Consider the following 17,289-nt stretch of genomic DNA (forward strand, 5'->3'; position numbering starts at 1 on the left):
TACTACATAAAGAATCATTGAAAGTTCTAAAATTCGTTGAGTAGAAATGGAGATTTTCATTGCTCAAACTTTTAAAAAAATCAAATTCTAGGTGTATTAAAAAGCTAAAATTTTATTCGTTTTTTGAAGTGCGATTAATCAGTAATTACTCTTTATTGACATTATTAAATTCCTTGAATAACTCTAATAAATTCATTAATGATTTAACGAGATCATTAGATTCAAGTAATAGCGCAAAATACAATTTGCTGTTTTTAGGACTTGTTTCTGTTGTTCTAATCCTTTTGATCTGTTTTGTTATCAAATCTGAAACAGTGTCTAATAATGCTTGTTTGTCATTTAAAATTGTATCAATTTGATGAAAGTCTTCATTCTTAAAACTTTCTTCTAATAATTGTAGCAAATGTTGCAATTGGGTATCAATATTTTTAAGCCCTTTTATCTGATTGAATTTTAATTTTTTGTGATTGTTATTAACGTGCAAATAACTATTGGTGGTAATAAAATCGATGGATTGAACCATATCTTGCAAATATCCTAAAATTAAAATATAAAATTTACTTGCTTCAACGGAGTTGTCATCTAGGTTTTTTATTAAATAAAACACATTACTTTTTAGCTCATCAATTTCTTTTTCTAACTTTTTTTGATCTTTCTTATTTTCTTTTAATTTTGCTAAATCTTGCATACTTAAATTATCAATTAAGTTTGAATATAAAGCACTGGTTTTGCGAAATACTTTTGAAATTTGTGCAGAACTCTCGGTAATCATTTCTTTTACAGTTCCGATATCTTCCTTACGCAAACTTTTGATTTCCTCTTCATTTTTAATCTTTTGTTTGTGTTTTCTAGAACTGTTGTACAACATAATTCCTAACATAAGTAACAAACCAACAAAAGCGAATATTTCACCTACTTTTAAAATATAAGCCATTATAAAGGCCAATACAAAGGCAATAATTGCTGTAAAAAACCAACCACCAATTACTTTGAATACACCTGCAATTCTATATACAGCACTTTCTCTGTCCCAAGCTCTGTCAGCAAAGGAAGTTCCCATTGCAACCATAAAGGTTACATAAGTAGTAGAAAGCGGTAATTTCATAGAAGTACCTATTGAAATTAATATGCTGGCAACCATCAAGTTTACCGAAGCTCTAACCATATCAAAAGCGGGCTCGTCATCAGTTTTTTTGGTTGTTTTCTTTACACTTTCAAATCGTTTGTCAATTTTAATCTGTAATTTTTTAGGAAGAAAAACATTTATAGCTTGACCAATATACACTCCGAATCGTACAATAAATCGAGAAGCCGTGTTAGGTGTAAATTTCTCATCACCTTCACCTTGTCTGGATAAATTTACACCTGTTTCTATTACACTTTTCGCTTTTTTCGAAGTCCACAAAGTCACAACCATTACTACTCCAGCTAATAATAGGAAATAAAATGGAGCAACAATATCGTCATTAGCCAAAGCGCCCATCATAAAGGAATCGCCAGAAACGCCACTTCCCTGAAAAATTTGATAGGAATTAAAAGCCGCAATTGGTACTCCGATAAAGTTGACTAAGTCATTTCCTGCAAAGGCCAAAGCCAAAGCAAATGTTCCGATGAGAATGATAACACGTAAAATATTGACTTTGAAATAACTTATTAGTATTTGGGAAAGTAAAAGAAATACAGCAAAATTTACGGCAAGAATTAAAAACTGATGTTTATCAATCCATTCAAATTGTTCCGAAGAGATGAATGAAACACCTTTAAGTCCTTTGATTAAAATAAAAAAGGTTATCGCTGTAATGGCTACTCCGCCAAAGATTGCGCCAAAATATTTTAGCTTTTTCTCATAATGAAAAGTAAAAATAAGACGCGAAATGTATTGTATAAAACTTCCCAAAGAGAACGACAGAATTACGGAGAGTAAAATACTGTAAACAATTGTAGAGGCTTTTTTGGTATTGATGTACATTCCTAAATGATCTAATGTCTCGTCGGAAGTGTAAATTTTGTAAAGAGCCAAACAAACAGCTGCGCCTAATAATTCAAAAATAATTGAAACAGTGGTAGAAGTTGGTAATCCCAAAGAGTTAAAAACATCTAACAATAAAATATCGGATATCATAACGGCCAAGAAAATAATCATGACATCATTAAAACTAAACATACTAGGGACAAAAATACCGCTTCGAGCAATTTCCATCATTCCGCTAGAAAACATGGCGCCCACTAATACACCAAGACTAGCCACAATCATGGTGGTTTTAAAAGAAACTGCTTTAGAACCTACAGCGGAGTTTAAGAAGTTTACGGCATCATTACTGACTCCAACTACTAGATCTATAATAGCTAAAACGCCTAATACGATTAACATTATAACATATATCTGCTCCATAATACTTTGCGTTTTTAATTTTTACAAAAGTCCTTTAAGAATTTTGTTTGCATGTTAACTTAATGTTATTAAAAAGTTATGCCAGCTATAAGTGTCTAAAGTACAAATTTGAAGTAAAAGGAACATGAAAAATAGACATATAATAAAAAAGCAGCCTAGATAGCTGCTTTTTATTTTATGTTTTAGGACGAGTAATTTGACTGCTTTATTTGAAAGAAGATTCAATAGACTTCAACATTCCTTGTGGAGAGGAAGTTCCGGAGATAATAATTCTTCTTATGGTGTAAAGAGGATCTATAGAATCTCTTTTGGTAGATAAGATATAAGCCATTTTATGGCCACTCTTTTTTAATTCTGGAATTGCTGCCGTATTCCATAGACCAAAAGGATAAGCAAAGTCAGTAACAGGTTTACCAATTATTGCTTCTAATTTTGCTTTAGGTTTTACAAATTGGGTATTCCAATCTTCATCAGCATATTTTGTTACCATGTGGTGATCCCAAGTGTGTGATGCAATAACATGTCCTTCATCCGACAAAGTTTTTATCTCTTCTTTAGTCATATAACCAGGACGGTTTATAGCTACTGTCATAACAAAAAAAACTCCTTTAAAACCATATTTTTTCATTTCTACCGCACCAATATTATACTGATCCACTCTTGTATCGTCAAAAGTAATCATGATTGGTTTTTCTGGTAGTTTTCCATCAAATACTAAATAGTCGTATAATTGTTCTGGTAAAATAGTATGATAACCAGCCTCAGACAAAGTTTTCATTTGTTCAGCAAATGCGGCAGGTTTTACCGTATTGGTCTTCATCACATCGCTAGCAGTACTTTTAAACTCCCTGATATTATGATAGCATAATATGGGCACTTCTTTTTTAGAGAGAATCGTTGCAGCGTCTGCTATGACTTTTTTATCAGTAGTTTTTTTTACCGAAAGAGTGTCACTTGTTGCTTCTGGCTTGACCTCAGATGTTTCTTTTTTGCAACTTATAAATAAAAAAAGGCCTAAAAAAATAGAAATAATAATTTTTTTCATAATCTAAAAACTAAATTATTGGTACTGAATATAAACTGGTTTTGGAGTAAATTTTACTAATTCTTCTGGAGTGTACATTTCCCAATCGTTCTTGTTGTCATTTTTATAGAATAATTTAAAACCAGTGAATTGAACAGGTTCTTTATAAATATAACGCAAATAAGTTGATCTTTTTAATACTTTACTGCCAAAACCATCCATGTGCATCACGATTTGAACTTCAGGAACTGTTTTGATATCCTTATAGTTTTTAATCATTCCTTGTGTAAAACGGTGTACCACTAGCACTTTTGGAGGCAAGTTGTTTTTGCGAACTAAGTCTGCTAAAATGTCAATAGCATCATTGATATCTTGAGCTGTGAAATTTCCAATTTTAGAACCCGGACGTTCTCCATTTTTCATAGAAAATTCTGGGTCAATACCAAGATGTACATTAGGCATTGAAAGATATTGAGCCAGTTGCTGCACTTCCTCTTTTACAGTACTATGTCCTACTTGAATGTCTAAAAAAACAAGTGCATTAATTGGTTTTGCCCAGCTAATAATGGTATCAATTTGTTTAAAAGGCATTCTCATGCGGTGTTTATTGTCCTTACCTGGAGCACCTTGAGCGGTAACTGCAATATAGTGTAAAGCAGGAATTGCTTTTATAGATGGGTCTGCAGCTTGCCATCTAGCGACTTCCCCTTTTAATTTTTCTAACATTTCTTGACGCGGAAATTCTCCTAAAACTCCCATTCGGGTTGAATATAAATTCCCATAATATGCAATGATTCTATTGTAAGGCAAAATAGCACCTGGTAAAGGATAAGGAGCTTTTACTGGCCATTTACCGGTTGTGTCATTTACACTTAAGGCAGCATTTCTTTTATCAAAATCAATTGTGTCAATAGTCAGCGCTTTTGTTTTCTGTATAGAATCTGCTTTTATCGTTTCGGTTTTATCTAAACTGTCTTTAGGATCTGCTGCTTTACTGCGGTCGCAAGCCATCATACTTAATAGTACTACAGGAAGAGTGATACATGCAATAATTGATTTTTTCATAGGTAGTACTGTTGAGTATTAAGTAAAAGTAAAAAGTAAGTTTTTATTATTAAATAGCGTACAAAGATATGATTTTAAAAGAATGCCTAATGGTATAAATTTGTTTCTGAATGTCGTATTTTTTATATAATTTACGGTTTTTGATACAATCACATTTCATTACAATAACCCTTGGAATTTTTGATAAAAAAAAGAGACCATCCATAAGGGTGGTCTCTCAAAAAACTTCTCTCAGGATAAAGAGAAGTAAAAAAAAACAAAAACAAACTTCGGTTTAGACTTTGATGTCTTATACTATCTATTCTACGTATTTATCATCTGTTAAGGTCTCCATAAAAGCAACTAACGCTTTTATCTCTTTCTCATTAAGATTTAATTTGTCAGGAGCTAAACTTTGATTTTCAACTTTTAGACCAACACCAATTCCTCCACCTTTATTATAAAAATCAATTACTTGTTCTAAACTCGAAAATACGCCATTGTGCATATACGGTGCAGTTATAGCAACATTTCTTAAAGTAGGCGTTTTGAATGCATTTTTTAATTGTTCCATTTGATGTTGTTTATATCTTCCTAAATCGGGACTTATTTTCAAATTGTTTTGATTTTCAGGTGTGCCAATAACTTCATGCTCCGTTTTATTGAATTTTGGCGGAACTGTTCCGTTGAACAGCGGAATGAAATGACAAGTGGCACATTTTGCCTTGCCTGCGAATAAATTAAAACCTAGTTTTTCTTGGTTGCTATAAACATTAGATTCTCCTCGCATGTACTTATCAAATTTACTATCAAATGCATTTAAAGAACGTACATAACTGGCCAAAGCATTTTGAACTTGCCATTCTTGTATTTGTTTTGATTTTGGAAATGCCTGTTGGAATAATTTGAAATAGGCTTTGTCCTTATTTAGAAATCCAATAATATCGGACACATTTCCGTGCATTTCCTCTTTATTTTGAATAACATCTGAACTTTGTTTTTCTAAATCCAATTGTCGCATGTCCCAAAATTGTGCATTTTGTAAAGAAGCATAAGTCAGAGTAGGTGTGTTGCGAGTTAATTTTCCGCCTTGCAACGAAACATTGGTTTTTAAATTATCTGTGAAAGCTAATTTAGGGTTATGACAAGAGGTACAACTTCTAGTATTGTCTTTTGAGAACCTATTTTCTGAAAACAACTTTTTACCTAATGCCACTTTCTCAGCGGTATATTGATATTCTTTTGAAGGAATAAAAGCATTTACATCAAACGCATTTTTATCAAAAATAGTTGTTGCCTCAGGATTGACTACACTATTCTGATCTATATTTTTTATTGCGTTTGTTTTTTGAAAAGCAATCAAATTTTTATAGATTGGATTTAAGAAATTGGTAATAAAGTAAATTCTATCAAAAGCGAAGAAATCATTATTTGTTTGGCAATACTTGGATGCTTCATTACAGCTATTTACTATTTCTTTTACTAGTTTAGTAGATTCGTCTCCATGATAATCCATTTTGCTAATCAAATTGCTAATAGAATTCAAACCTATTTTGGCTTCCGGAATTGATAATTGTGCAAGCGGAGAATCAAATCCTGTAATTCCAAGTGCGAGAATGCGATTTACTTGCATTTTTATAGCGTCCAAAACAAAATCATCAGAAATGGTTATCACACTAATACTTTGTTTAACCTGATTCAAATTTGCTTTGATCATTTTTATCTCTCGAACTAAAGTAGTTTTGTTTTTAGAATCATATTCTGGATAGAGAATTTCTTCAATTACTTGAAAACCATTTGGCGGTAAAAACTTATTTTCGGCAACTTCTAGTTCATCTAATGCAGGACCATTTATAAAACGTGCTGGATCAGGAGTAAAATATTCTACCGCCCATTCTATTTTTTTATAAGCTAGGCGTGTATGTGCAAAAGCCTGTTTTAATTTATTTAGATCCGTTTCTTTTTCAGCCAGTTTCTCAAAATGGTTCGTTTTTAACTCTAGATTTTCAATATCAGCTAATAACTCTTTTTGAACTTTCAAAGGAGTGTATTCTTTTTTGCAGCTTTGTAACATCATTACCAGACTGCAACACAGAATAATACTAATTTTTAGAATACAATTTTGATTGAATTTCATTTTGAGGTAATTATATATACCAAAACAACCTAGTAAAGGTTGTCTTGGTATAATTGATAATCAAATATTATCGTTGTACATTTCTTATTATAACAGTTTGTCCACCTTCTTTGTTGGTATTAACACCGCTTCCGTCAGGGTTTAGGAAAGCATCTTTTTGCCAAGTATGTGGATGAATGTTTAGGATAAATGTATTAGGTACTCCAATTACATCAGATATATCTTCCATTGCACCATATTCCCAACTTCCTAATTTAGTAGTATTGGTTTGATTGTAAGTGGCATTCCAAACTGCATCATCTCTTTTGTGATTCATAGTCATCCAAGGCTTATTTGCCTTGGTTGCGATATTGTATTGCCAGATGTACGAATCGTGTTTTGCATCTGCATAATAGGAATCGCCATCTTCTTGGATGTAAACATAGTTCTCTGTTACACAAATGTTATCTGGATTTATAATTCCAGTTCCAGGAGTAGAGTCGCCCTCAACTACTAATTCTAATTTTCCTATTAATGGGTTAGTATCGTTCAGTACTAACCTATAAACTCTTCCCCACATGGTATATCCTTCTACTGGAGCATTATTACTAGCTTGTCCTGTAGCAGTAAAGTAAATTTCTCTATTATTTTTAGCAGATCCTTTTCTATAATCGATATCTTCAACTCTAGAAAAGCGAATGGCTCCTAAGTTGTTTACTGTTTTGTTTATAGCAGCTCCCGTTAAGTTTTTTGCATTTGGAATTTCTACAAATGATACTTCAAAAGAATTTCCTACTTTCATTGTAGTTTCTACTTGAACCCCATCATTTCTTTTTAAGGCATATAATTTACCGTTATTAAGATCACCAACAACATCACTTACATACATGATAACTTGTCCTGCGCTTGTGTGTCCTGTAGCATATCCTTGATCTTCTCCTATTAGAATTACTGTTTTGCCAGAGTAGGCTGCTTTTGTAAGCGGAACAGCGTTTTCCATGCTTGCTTTTCCTAAAGCAGGTAATACGCGGTCGGTTCTACTTTTCTGGCTACTTAAACTAAATGGATCAATCCCGTGCACCATACTTTCTTCTCCACTTTCTCCAGCTGTTAAAAACATTGGTCCAAACCCGTGAATGGCTGGAGTAGCTAATGTTGCTGAACACAATCGGGTCATTCCTCCAATTCCGTCAACGATGTATTCTCCTTTTACAGGCTTTAATGTTTTATCAAAATAGACTCTTGAAACTGATTTTAAAATCTCATGATTGGTGATCATCATATATCCTTCTCCATTTGGATCTTTCATGAATCCAGCTCCGTCCGGTTGCGCACCATAGACAAATGAAGGTGATTGCGATAAAACATCAGTACTACTGATCAGCGAATTAATTTTTAAGTTTTCAAAACCTTCTTTTGGCACTACTAGAGCAGGCATTGAAGACGTATTAAAATCTATTAATGAATTCGGTTTCTCTTCATTTGAGTCATTTTGACAACTTACAACTGATAAGCTGACTGCAGATAAAATTCCGAGTTGTTTCAGGTAATTAAATTTCATGATTCTTTATTTAAATTATTTTTGACAAAGAAACACGGAACAAATTGTAATGAGGTTAAAGTAGTTTAGGTAAATAATGACCATTTTGTTAAGAGTAAGTAATGGCAATGTTAGTACGTTAATTTTAAGTAAAGGAAAGACAGTGAATAATAGAACTTGATAGATAATGAGTTCTAACGGAAATATTTTATTTGTCATTTAGCAAAAAAAAAGACCATCTGTTTGAGATAGTCTTTTTTTATAATGATTTGAAAGTTTTTTGAATTTTCAATAATTTCTCAATGATTCTATGTCATGATTTGATTTAGACTTTTACTTGGCTCCAATTTTCACCAGTTTTAATTCTTCTAATTTGCATTTCACTTACACCAAACTGTTTGGCAATCATTTTTATTCTAGTAGTTTGATTGGGTTTTGCCAAAAGTTTTTTTATTCTCATTACTTTTGTAACAGTCAATTTTTTACCATCCGACTGTAAATTATGTTCTATCAGATTGATTTGTGCTTGTTTTACAAAAGGGCTTTTTCTTCTGTGCTCTTCCATTTCCTCTTTGGTTGCCCATTTTAGATTTCTATAGTCGTCGTTATCGCGTTTTCTGTCTAAATGTAAAACGTAAGTTTGATCTTCGGATGTTTTAGGAATGAAATATTCTGCTACAAGTTTATAAATAAATTTGTGTTTGTTTTTAATTTTTTCTTCGCCGTAAATTTTATACCTAAACATTCTATAGCCGTCGGTAATACTTCCTTTTAATTCTCTTCCTATTTTTATATTGTCAACAAAACTAATTAATCGTCCTTTGTTTGACACTGCATAACGTAATTTGAGTTTATCCTCGATTTCTATTTCTTTGAACTCTTCGTTTGGGTAAACGATTATCTTTTTCATTTCTTCAAGTTTCATAATAAGTCTATTATAAATTTAAATTTTTCTTTGTTATTCAGGAGTCCCGTCAAAAGCCGGATAATTTAAGTACAATTATAAAATTAAACGCTAGATCTGCTATTTAATATATTATCTGCTGTATTTATTATACTATGTAACAATAGTATTTCTAAATCATAAGTTTTTAAAACGCAAAACGAGTTTAATTTGTGATGTAAATAAAATGTACACTTTAGCAACTGATTCAAATCTAATAAAAAAAGCTTGACATTTATAATGAATCATACTAAAAGCTACTGAATTGGGTGTTTCAAGCTAGTTTTGAACGATATTACTCGCATTAGAAAATAAGGGTATTCACTTTATTCCAAAAAAAAAGACTTTACATTGCTGTAAAGTCTTTTTGTAAAAGCTCCCTCTCTTGGGCTCGAACCAAGGAGTGTGACTAGCAGTGAAATCTATACTTGACGTTAATTTACTTTTTTATGTTACCGAATTGTATGCCTTTACTATATTAAAATAATTAATGTAGATTTTCTATTTTCTTAAAATTTATTAATATTCCTTCAATTTCTTTATCTTCATTATGCTTAGCAAGTAGTAACCTGTTATCAATTGTGCAAAAGCATTTACCATTTAACTTTTTGAAATTAATTTGAATAAATTGTTCATAATCTTCTGGTTCTAAAATTGATTCATAAAATTCAAAATCACATTCTTTACTGCTGTTAAAAAAATCTAAAAAATGATTTCGGAATGTCTTTTTTACCTCTTTCCGAAATGTTTGAATTTCAAATTCATTAAAGTTTGTATAAGCTTTTAAAACGTATAAGAAATTGATCTTATACTGATGTACAAATAAGGTATCTCTATCAAATAATCTTTCTTCAAAGTGATAGGAAGATATGGGACTTCCTTTTTTAGTTATGGAATGTGAGTCGTAATTTGAAATATCATCAATAAATCCATAGATAAAAAAGTTTGGAGAAATATTATAGCCTTCTGTTACTTCATCTCTATATCTTAAATTTCCGATTTGATTTTGATTGTTTTTATTTAGTAAGTCAATATTGAACTGAATTACATTTTTGGCATAAGTAAACTGTTTGTATTTTGATACTTTACCTGCTGCATTATCTGATTTATAGTATTTAGAATCGCCAATATAGAAAATATCACTAGTATCTATTAATGATTTATAATCATAAATATGGTCGATGATTTTGCCATCATTATTGTGTTTTAGCTTATCGATTGTCACACCGTCTACTTCAAGAGTATTTAATTCATTTGAAAATAGTTTGTCAACCATATCTTCAAAAACTAAGTTGTAATTACTTATTGCTAAAAAATCTTCTCTTTTTCTTTTAATACTACTTTTGTCAAATTGCGAAAAATACAATTCACACAATCCATACATTTTTTTTAAAGTATCATTGAAATAACGATGTTTAATTTTTCTAAGTTTGGCACTACCATTTAAGCATAAAATATCAAAAGGTTTACCTTTTGTTAGTTTGAATGATTTATCAATTTTAAGGTTAAGATTGTGTTGTGTGTTAAGATGATTTAGTATAGAAAAGAAATAGGTCAGTAGTTCTTCTTCCGTATTTATTATTTTTTTCTTATTAGTAATTTCAACATATAAAGGTGTTTTTCCGTTTGTCAAAATAGGTAATGACTTTCTAATTGTTTTTTCCCATTTTGGTTTTTTGGTTTGATTGGAGATAAACTCTACGTGTTTGAATAATATTTGTTGTTTGTTCTTTTTATAGAAGTTTACAAAGCTTAACAACAAGTCAAGAAAGGAATATTCTTTGTCTCCTAAATTGGTATTTAGTTCAAAAGTTTCTGTATTATGAATTATTGAAGTGTCATTATACCGTTTTTTAAATTCAGACAAACTATTGTAAAAATGTACCGATAATTGGCGAACCCAATTGTATTGTGTTTTATGTTTAACAGATACATTTTTAATTAAATCAACTAACTCGCTTTTTTCACAACCAAACACCGTTTTTTCTTTATCTTTCATAAAAACTTTTGGAAGCATAAAAACCAAACTATTTTTTTCAAATGAATGGTAATAACCTACGGACGTGATTATTCCGTCCAAACCATTTTGTTTATAAAACTTTGGATCTTCGAATACTTCTTCAAGTAATTCTATTGGATATATTTCATTTTCTATTAGGATTTTCATTTCCTACGACTCTATTGCCTCAGTGTCTTCTGCTACTTGTCCTAATTCAGAATCATCTTCAATAATCACTAAAGACTTTTTAGGTTGTAACTCAATTCTATCAAATAATTCTTTGATTTTCTTTTTACCATTAATATTCATTGGAAAGAAATCTTCATATGAAGTGTTTTCTTCAAAAACTTTATTGTCTTCATCTTTAAAAACATCATTCCATAAATAGAATATTACTTTATTGATAAAAGGTTTTAATGAAATAGTAATGTCATTATCAGGTTTAATAAAGTAATTACCTATACATTTATCCATTCCTAATGATGGATTGTTTTTTATGTGATTTAAATTAATTTTTTCAATGAATTTAATCCAACTGTATTTTTTTCCATCTTCAATATCAATATCAATTTCAAAATCGAAAGAATCATTATCATTTCCAAAGTCATCTTTTGGATTATAACAAATAGGTATATATTCCCAATCCCAACGTCTTTTAAATGCACTATCCATAGGGAATAAAGATTGGTCGGAAGTATTCATTGTTGCTAGAATACTTAAATTAGGAGGTAATTTTAAACCATTTATAATACCTAAGTGGCTTTCATCTTTAAAAGCTTCGATTTTTAAATATTCTTTCAACTCTTTTGAAGGAGTTACAGTATAATTAGAAGTTCTATCTAATAATTGGAAAATCTCCCCAAAGATTTCAGCACAGTTCCCTCTGTTGATTTCTTCAATTACTAGATAATATTGATTGTCTAAATCTTGCCAAGCACGTTTGTATATATTGGTAAATGCTTGAGGAACGAATTTGTAATGTACTTCATTGCTGAAAGATTCCATGCCATTATCTTCGTGTTTTACTAACACAGAAATAGGCTTGTACCCGCCTATAAAACTCGAATTATCATACTCTGGATGAAAAGTTATTCTTTCATAATATTTAGGTTTTAATTCTTCAATTATTTTATCAACTTTATGTGATTTACCCGTTCCAGGAGCTCCATAGTAGATCGTGTTTTTGTTAGTTATATGGATGTTTTCGTTTAGTAAGATATTATCAGAAAGGGGTTCGTTAGTACTATCAATATACTCTTCATTTGAAAAATCTATATCAATAATTAAAATATCTATTTCTTTTTTAAAAATTAATTTCACATGATCTTGAATAAATAAATCTCTTATATTAAGACCACTTGGTTGTTGAATCGTAATAAAATAAAATCTTTCTTGAGATTGCTTTTTTACTTCAAAGGTAAACCAAGAAGTTTCTTTGTAATGTTTATTAATTAAATCAAGCATCTTCTGAAACCATATTATGTCAAGAATTATTCTATCTTGTTTTTTATAAAAAAGCTTTTTATAGGAGAAAGTAAAACAAAGTAATTTTATAGCATTTTCTTTACTAATATTAAATGTGATTTTAGATTCATGTGAAAGATTAAGTTTTTCTGCTAAATCACCAGCAATAAAAATACTTGCTTCGTTACTATTGTTTTGTTGGATTTTATATTTTGCATCCTGTAATCTAATTATTTTCTCACCTATTAGCTCCATGTAAAATTGATCTTAGTTGTTTAATAATTCCAAATATACAAATGTAAGTTCTCTTTTAATAATATACTCAAATGAGATTTCAAGTGATAATCTTAAATAACAGTAATATTGATGTTTAATGGTTTATTTTCCTTTTCTTTGCACCCTAATTTTGAATAACGATAAAAGATATATAATGTCAAGAGTTTGCGACCTTACAGGTAAAAGAGCGATGGTAGGAAATAACGTTTCTCACGCTATGAACAAAACTAAGAGAAAATTTTCTGTTAACTTAGTGAAAAAGCGTTTTTATCTTCCAGAAGAAGATAGATGGATTACTCTTAGAGTAGCAGCATCTACAGTAAAAACAATTAATAAAAATGGAATTGCAGCAGTTTTGAAAAAAGCTCAAGCAGGGGGATTTATTAAATAATCTTTTCCAAAACAACTATATAGCAAGATGGCAAAGAAAGGTAATAGAATTCAAGTAATTTTAGAATGTACTGAGCACAAAACAACTGGTGTTGCAGGAACTTCTCGATACATTACAACTAAGAACAAAAAAAACACTCCAGATAGATTAGAGATTAAAAAATTTAATCCAATCTTGAAAAGAGTAACTGTTCACAAAGAAATTAAATAATTTGATATTTTATTAAAATATAAAACATTTGAATCATGGCAAAGAAAACCGTAGCATCTTTACAAACAGCTTCTAAGAGATTGTCAAAAGCCATCAAAATGGTAAAATCTCCAAAAACTGGTGCGTATACATTCATAGAATCTATTATGGCTCCTGAAGCAGTTGATGAATTCTTGAAAAAGAAATAGTCACATTACATTTTATAGGTAAGCTACTTTCTTTTGGAAGTAGCTTTTTTTATTTAAAGAATTATTTCATTATTAAAATTTAAAACTTGTAAATCAGTTGGGACTGCTAATTTTATCCCATTAACTAGTAATCTTTCATTTTTTAGTGATTGATTAAGAGTTTCAAAATTAGGAAGAAATATATCTGAGACTGTGTAAATATTATCACAAACTCTCAATTTTGGATTTTCATTAATCGAATACAATCTATGTATTAAATATTGATCTTTATGATCATTAATAAATTTTAACTCACCAGAACTCAATATCATCGGTAACTCAAATTTATAACTAGTAGACTTAGTATCAGAGAACACAATGGAATTATCCAAATTAGTTATTTCAAAATCATAAGGCATTCCTGTTTCCTTACTTTGGTTCATCCATTTAAAATCTGTTATTTCTTTATTAAATTTTTGAAGTTCAAAATAATTAAAAAGAAGCTCTTCTCCTTTGAACCCTATGCTTCTAAATAATGCATTTGCTTTTTCTATATCTATAGCTCTAGGTATAATTCGCTTTGTCACTCTTTCTTCTCCCGTTTGAGAAGCGATTTCTAATTCTTCGTAGTATTCAATATTTACTGACTCAATCTTATTATTTAAATGCGTTACAAGCCTTGCAAATTGATTTGATGTATTGCCTATTTGTTTCCTAGCATCAATGTTTCCAACAATATTTGAAATTTCATTAAAATCTACTGACGCATTTTTGAATAATAGAAAAACTAGTTCGTTTGTATCGAGTCCAAGCCAAAGTAAATACCAAGTTTCATTTGGACTAGCAGCAACTATATCTCTTAACTTTCGAACTACAGAATCAATTCTTAAATCTCCAACTAATAATTCATGCTCATAGCCTTTTCTGATTTTTGGACTTCTAAATGATCCATCTGGTTTTTCTATATAATCTAATAATGATAATAAATCAAATACTTGATTTTGATAAATTAGTTGGGAAGATATGGTTAAATGGTCTCCTATATTCAAAAAACTTAATGTGTTTTCAAATAACCCAATATGAGTAACTCCATTATCAGCAAATCCAAGATCTGAAGAGGTTAGTTTTTTAATTCCAATTACAGAATCGTTGTGTACTTGATTTATCATTATAATTTTATTAAATTTTTATTGAATAAGTAATGTATAATTGAATAAACTGTATTGACACTAACTGCATTACCAGCTTGTTTATAGAGTTGATGATTACTCACACCTGCTCTAGAAGCATTAATGCAAAAATCTTCATCAAAACCTTGAAGTTTTAAAGCCTCTAAAGGAGTTAATTTCCTAATCCTATGTTTTACTTCCTCATCTTTAGGAATATCTGTTTCAAGATATTTATTTGGGTTTGGGTGATTTAAGAATTCATCTGAATAGTAGTTATCTTGACAAGCTCGATGCATTTTTACCATAGTAGCGGTTAATGGTCTAGCTATAAGCTGGTTTATTTTTGAATTAGATTTAAAGTTTTTACTTCCATTTGATAAAATCGTAGGTTTTAATTTCTCAGACAAATAATATTTCTCTTCAACTTCTTTTTCAAGTAAATCATCTAAAACATTTTTATATTTTTTCAAGCTAGTTGACCCATTCAAGAGGCTTACAGACTCTTTTACTGATTGATTATCTAAAATTATTGCATCACGAATATTAATTAGATCCTTTCTAACTGCAAAAAAAAACACTCTTCGTCTAGTTTGTGGTAACCCAAAATCGGAGGTGTTAAAAACGTCCGAAGTAACATGATAACCTGCGTCTTCATCTAGAGAACGAATTATTTCTTTATAAGTTTTGCCTTTGTCATGATTTTTGATATTTCTAACATTTTCTAGTAATACATATTTAGGTTTTTTTATGGATAGGATATCAATAATATTATAAAATAGATTACCTCTATTATCATCAAACCCTTTTTGTTCCCCCATCATGCTAAAAGCTTGACATGGGAATCCACCAGAAAGCAAATCGAAATCGGGTAGTAATTTGATGTTTTCTTTTTTTGAAGTAAAAAGCTGGATATCACCAATTTCAACTTCAGATTCAGTGTCATAATTGGCCTTATAAGTTAAGGTTGCATATTTATCTACTTCAGAAAACGCGACGCAATTCGAAGTAATATTATTGTCCTTGCAATATAAATCTATAGCTTTTCTAAATCCACCTATTCCGGAAAACAACTCTAAATGTCTTAACGTTTTTTTCATTATTACTTTACTAAGTGTTTTGCAATTTGTTTGCTAATTACTTCTGCTAATTTTACTGGTACAGCATTACCAATTTGAGCATACCAAGTGTTATTAGCCCCCATAAAAATAAAATCATCTGGAAAGGTTTGAATTCTAGACGCCTCACGGGGACTCAAGCCTCTGGGTTGAGTGGGGTGAATATACATATTACAATCCATTTTCATATGTGATGTCATTGTTTTAGAAACCTCAGTTTCTTTAAGTTTAAAGTATTTGTCCTTAAACATATGATTTCTACTAGTATATGGCATGATTTCTTTTATTGATTCGTGCAATGAGTTTGCTCCTTGCGGTAGTTTGTCAAAAATCTCTATATCTCGATCGTTGTTGTATCTATTTGTGTGGTTAGCTAAATAACTTGAATGTTTTTTATTATTAATTTCTTGAACAAATTCGTTTTGTATGTATACATTCAGTCTAAATTTATAGCCAATTTTGTCATTTTCAATTCCTTTGGTGTTTTTATCTCTCTTTGGTTCCAATGGAGGCAAGCCAAAAAGGGCATCTTTCAACTTAACTGGCTTTGATTTAACTCTTTGATCCAAAATATCTTTTATTATATCTTGAGCTTTAACATTATTAATACTGCTTCCTATTACAAAAACACGTTCCCTATTTTGAGGAATACCATAATCTCTAGCGTTTAGTAGAACCATCTCTATAGAATAATCATTTCCTAAAATTGAATAGAAATTTTCTAAAATTTCATTTGATTTTTTCATCATCCCCTTTACATTTTCCATAATGAAAAATTTAGGTCTAACATTGGACAGTAGATCTAAATAATTTTTATAAAGTTTGTTTCTTGGGTCATCAATAATTCTTTGTCTATTTGCCATCGAAAAACCTTGACATGGTGGACCACCAACAACTAAATCAATGTTTTTATGACTTTTTATTAGTTCTTTATTTTCTGCAAGATCTTTTATGTCACCACAATGATAATTATTCAAATGAATGTTGTGATTAAAATAATATGACTCAAGGTATTTAGGTTCAATTTCATTTATTAACGAAGGATTGAAACCGGCATTCATTAAGCCTAAGCTTAAACCACCACAACCTGCAAAAGTGTCAATACATTTTAATTTTGATTTATTTATTTTTTCAGTTTTATTAATAAACTTTTTCAAAGTAGAAGACACCTTATCTTCGTTTAATCTAATTGTATTATATAAGCGATTTATTTCGATCCAAGTTTCAATATCTAAACTTCCTTTAAAAGCTTCATCTAAAACAATAAAGTTGCTATTAACTACAAGAATGTTTTCAAGCTCTAATAGCCTTTTTATGTCAAATATTAGTTGATTTACCTTTGACTTATAGTTTGATTTAAAATATCTGTTATAAAATTCGATCATTATTTATTATTTTAATATTGAGTGTTGTTTGGTCCAAAATGCTAATTAGTTATC

The 17,289-nt window shown here is 30.1% G+C and carries 14 protein-coding genes; 3 read left to right on the forward strand and 11 right to left on the reverse strand.

What is annotated here, in order from left to right:
* Positions 1-145: 145 nt before the first annotated feature.
* From H2650_RS03315 to H2650_RS03350, 8 genes are all read right to left on the reverse strand, one after another.
* Positions 146-2,392 (reverse strand): inorganic phosphate transporter, encoded by a 2,247-nt coding sequence (locus H2650_RS03315; RefSeq protein WP_188049331.1) that lies wholly within the window; start codon positions 2,390-2,392, stop codon positions 146-148.
* A 205-nt stretch (positions 2,393-2,597) separates the two neighbouring features.
* A complete protein-coding gene (locus H2650_RS03320) occupies positions 2,598-3,437 on the reverse strand; it encodes a polysaccharide deacetylase family protein (RefSeq protein WP_188049332.1) in 840 nt (279 codons plus the stop codon).
* A 15-nt stretch (positions 3,438-3,452) separates the two neighbouring features.
* A complete protein-coding gene (locus tag H2650_RS03325) occupies positions 3,453-4,481 on the reverse strand; it encodes a hypothetical protein (RefSeq protein ID WP_188049333.1) in 1,029 nt (342 codons plus the stop codon).
* Positions 4,482-4,779: 298 nt separating this feature from the next.
* On the reverse strand, positions 4,780-6,597 hold the full coding sequence (locus tag H2650_RS03330) for a cytochrome c peroxidase (protein WP_255462787.1): 1,818 nt from the start codon (positions 6,595-6,597) through the stop codon (positions 4,780-4,782).
* Between the two features lie 67 nt (positions 6,598-6,664).
* On the reverse strand, positions 6,665-8,137 hold the full coding sequence (locus H2650_RS03335; RefSeq protein WP_188049334.1) for an alkaline phosphatase PhoX: 1,473 nt from the start codon (positions 8,135-8,137) through the stop codon (positions 6,665-6,667).
* A gap of 304 nt (positions 8,138-8,441) precedes the next feature.
* Positions 8,442-9,026, reverse strand: coding sequence for an NUMOD4 domain-containing protein (locus H2650_RS03340; protein ID WP_188049335.1), 585 nt, complete (start codon positions 9,024-9,026; stop codon positions 8,442-8,444).
* A 520-nt stretch (positions 9,027-9,546) separates the two neighbouring features.
* Positions 9,547-11,226 (reverse strand): hypothetical protein, encoded by a 1,680-nt coding sequence (locus H2650_RS03345; RefSeq protein ID WP_188049336.1) that lies wholly within the window; start codon positions 11,224-11,226, stop codon positions 9,547-9,549.
* Positions 11,227-11,229: 3 nt separating this feature from the next.
* Positions 11,230-12,777, reverse strand: a complete 1,548-nt coding sequence (locus tag H2650_RS03350) for an McrB family protein (RefSeq protein WP_188049337.1) — start codon at positions 12,775-12,777, stop codon at positions 11,230-11,232.
* A 175-nt stretch (positions 12,778-12,952) separates the two neighbouring features.
* On the opposite strand from H2650_RS03350, the gene rpmB reads away from it, so the two are divergent.
* From rpmB to H2650_RS03365, 3 genes are read left to right on the forward strand one after another with little or no spacing between them, the layout of a single operon-like run.
* Complete coding sequence (gene rpmB / locus H2650_RS03355) at positions 12,953-13,189, forward strand: 50S ribosomal protein L28 (protein WP_103806174.1); 237 nt, start codon at positions 12,953-12,955, stop codon at positions 13,187-13,189.
* A gap of 27 nt (positions 13,190-13,216) precedes the next feature.
* Positions 13,217-13,399 (forward strand): 50S ribosomal protein L33, encoded by a 183-nt coding sequence (rpmG, locus tag H2650_RS03360; RefSeq protein WP_007805817.1) that lies wholly within the window; start codon positions 13,217-13,219, stop codon positions 13,397-13,399.
* A 35-nt stretch (positions 13,400-13,434) separates the two neighbouring features.
* Positions 13,435-13,587, forward strand: coding sequence for a DUF4295 domain-containing protein (locus tag H2650_RS03365; RefSeq protein WP_188049338.1), 153 nt, complete (start codon positions 13,435-13,437; stop codon positions 13,585-13,587).
* A gap of 53 nt (positions 13,588-13,640) precedes the next feature.
* Here H2650_RS03365 and H2650_RS03370 read toward each other — a convergent pair whose 3' ends face one another.
* Genes H2650_RS03370 through H2650_RS03380 form a run of 3 tightly spaced genes read right to left on the reverse strand, consistent with a single transcriptional unit; the run spans position 13,641 to position 17,235 of the window.
* Complete coding sequence (locus H2650_RS03370; protein ID WP_188049339.1) at positions 13,641-14,735, reverse strand: protein NO VEIN domain-containing protein; 1,095 nt, start codon at positions 14,733-14,735, stop codon at positions 13,641-13,643.
* Positions 14,735-15,832 (reverse strand): DNA cytosine methyltransferase, encoded by a 1,098-nt coding sequence (locus H2650_RS03375; RefSeq protein ID WP_188049340.1) that lies wholly within the window; start codon positions 15,830-15,832, stop codon positions 14,735-14,737. Before H2650_RS03375 ends, H2650_RS03370 begins: the two co-directional genes overlap by 1 nt.
* A 2-nt stretch (positions 15,833-15,834) precedes the next feature.
* Positions 15,835-17,235 carry a DNA cytosine methyltransferase gene (locus H2650_RS03380; protein ID WP_188049341.1) on the reverse strand — a complete coding sequence of 467 codons (1,401 nt, stop codon included), beginning with the start codon at positions 17,233-17,235 and terminating at the stop codon, positions 15,835-15,837.
* Positions 17,236-17,289: the final 54 nt, after the last annotated feature.

It is taken from the genome of Flavobacterium sp. GP15 (genome assembly GCF_014281985.1).
Taxonomy (GTDB): domain Bacteria; phylum Bacteroidota; class Bacteroidia; order Flavobacteriales; family Flavobacteriaceae; genus Flavobacterium; species Flavobacterium pygoscelis.

Coding starts and splice junctions, on each gene's coding strand:
- H2650_RS03320 (WP_188049332.1), bottom strand. CDS start 3,437: ATGAAAAAAATTATTATTTCTATTTTTTTAGGCCTTTTTTTATTTATA.
- rpmG (WP_007805817.1), top strand. CDS start 13,217: ATGGCAAAGAAAGGTAATAGAATTCAAGTAATTTTAGAATGTACTGAG.
- H2650_RS03380 (WP_188049341.1), bottom strand. CDS start 17,235: ATGATCGAATTTTATAACAGATATTTTAAATCAAACTATAAGTCAAAG.
- H2650_RS03335 (WP_188049334.1), bottom strand. CDS start 8,137: ATGAAATTTAATTACCTGAAACAACTCGGAATTTTATCTGCAGTCAGC.
- rpmB (WP_103806174.1), top strand. CDS start 12,953: ATGTCAAGAGTTTGCGACCTTACAGGTAAAAGAGCGATGGTAGGAAAT.
- H2650_RS03330 (WP_255462787.1), bottom strand. CDS start 6,597: ATGAAATTCAATCAAAATTGTATTCTAAAAATTAGTATTATTCTGTGT.
- H2650_RS03315 (WP_188049331.1), bottom strand. CDS start 2,392: ATGGAGCAGATATATGTTATAATGTTAATCGTATTAGGCGTTTTAGCT.
- H2650_RS03370 (WP_188049339.1), bottom strand. CDS start 14,735: ATGATAAATCAAGTACACAACGATTCTGTAATTGGAATTAAAAAACTA.
- H2650_RS03340 (WP_188049335.1), bottom strand. CDS start 9,026: ATGAAAAAGATAATCGTTTACCCAAACGAAGAGTTCAAAGAAATAGAA.
- H2650_RS03345 (WP_188049336.1), bottom strand. CDS start 11,226: ATGAAAATCCTAATAGAAAATGAAATATATCCAATAGAATTACTTGAA.
- H2650_RS03350 (WP_188049337.1), bottom strand. CDS start 12,777: ATGGAGCTAATAGGTGAGAAAATAATTAGATTACAGGATGCAAAATAT.
- H2650_RS03325 (WP_188049333.1), bottom strand. CDS start 4,481: ATGAAAAAATCAATTATTGCATGTATCACTCTTCCTGTAGTACTATTA.
- H2650_RS03365 (WP_188049338.1), top strand. CDS start 13,435: ATGGCAAAGAAAACCGTAGCATCTTTACAAACAGCTTCTAAGAGATTG.
- H2650_RS03375 (WP_188049340.1), bottom strand. CDS start 15,832: ATGAAAAAAACGTTAAGACATTTAGAGTTGTTTTCCGGAATAGGTGGA.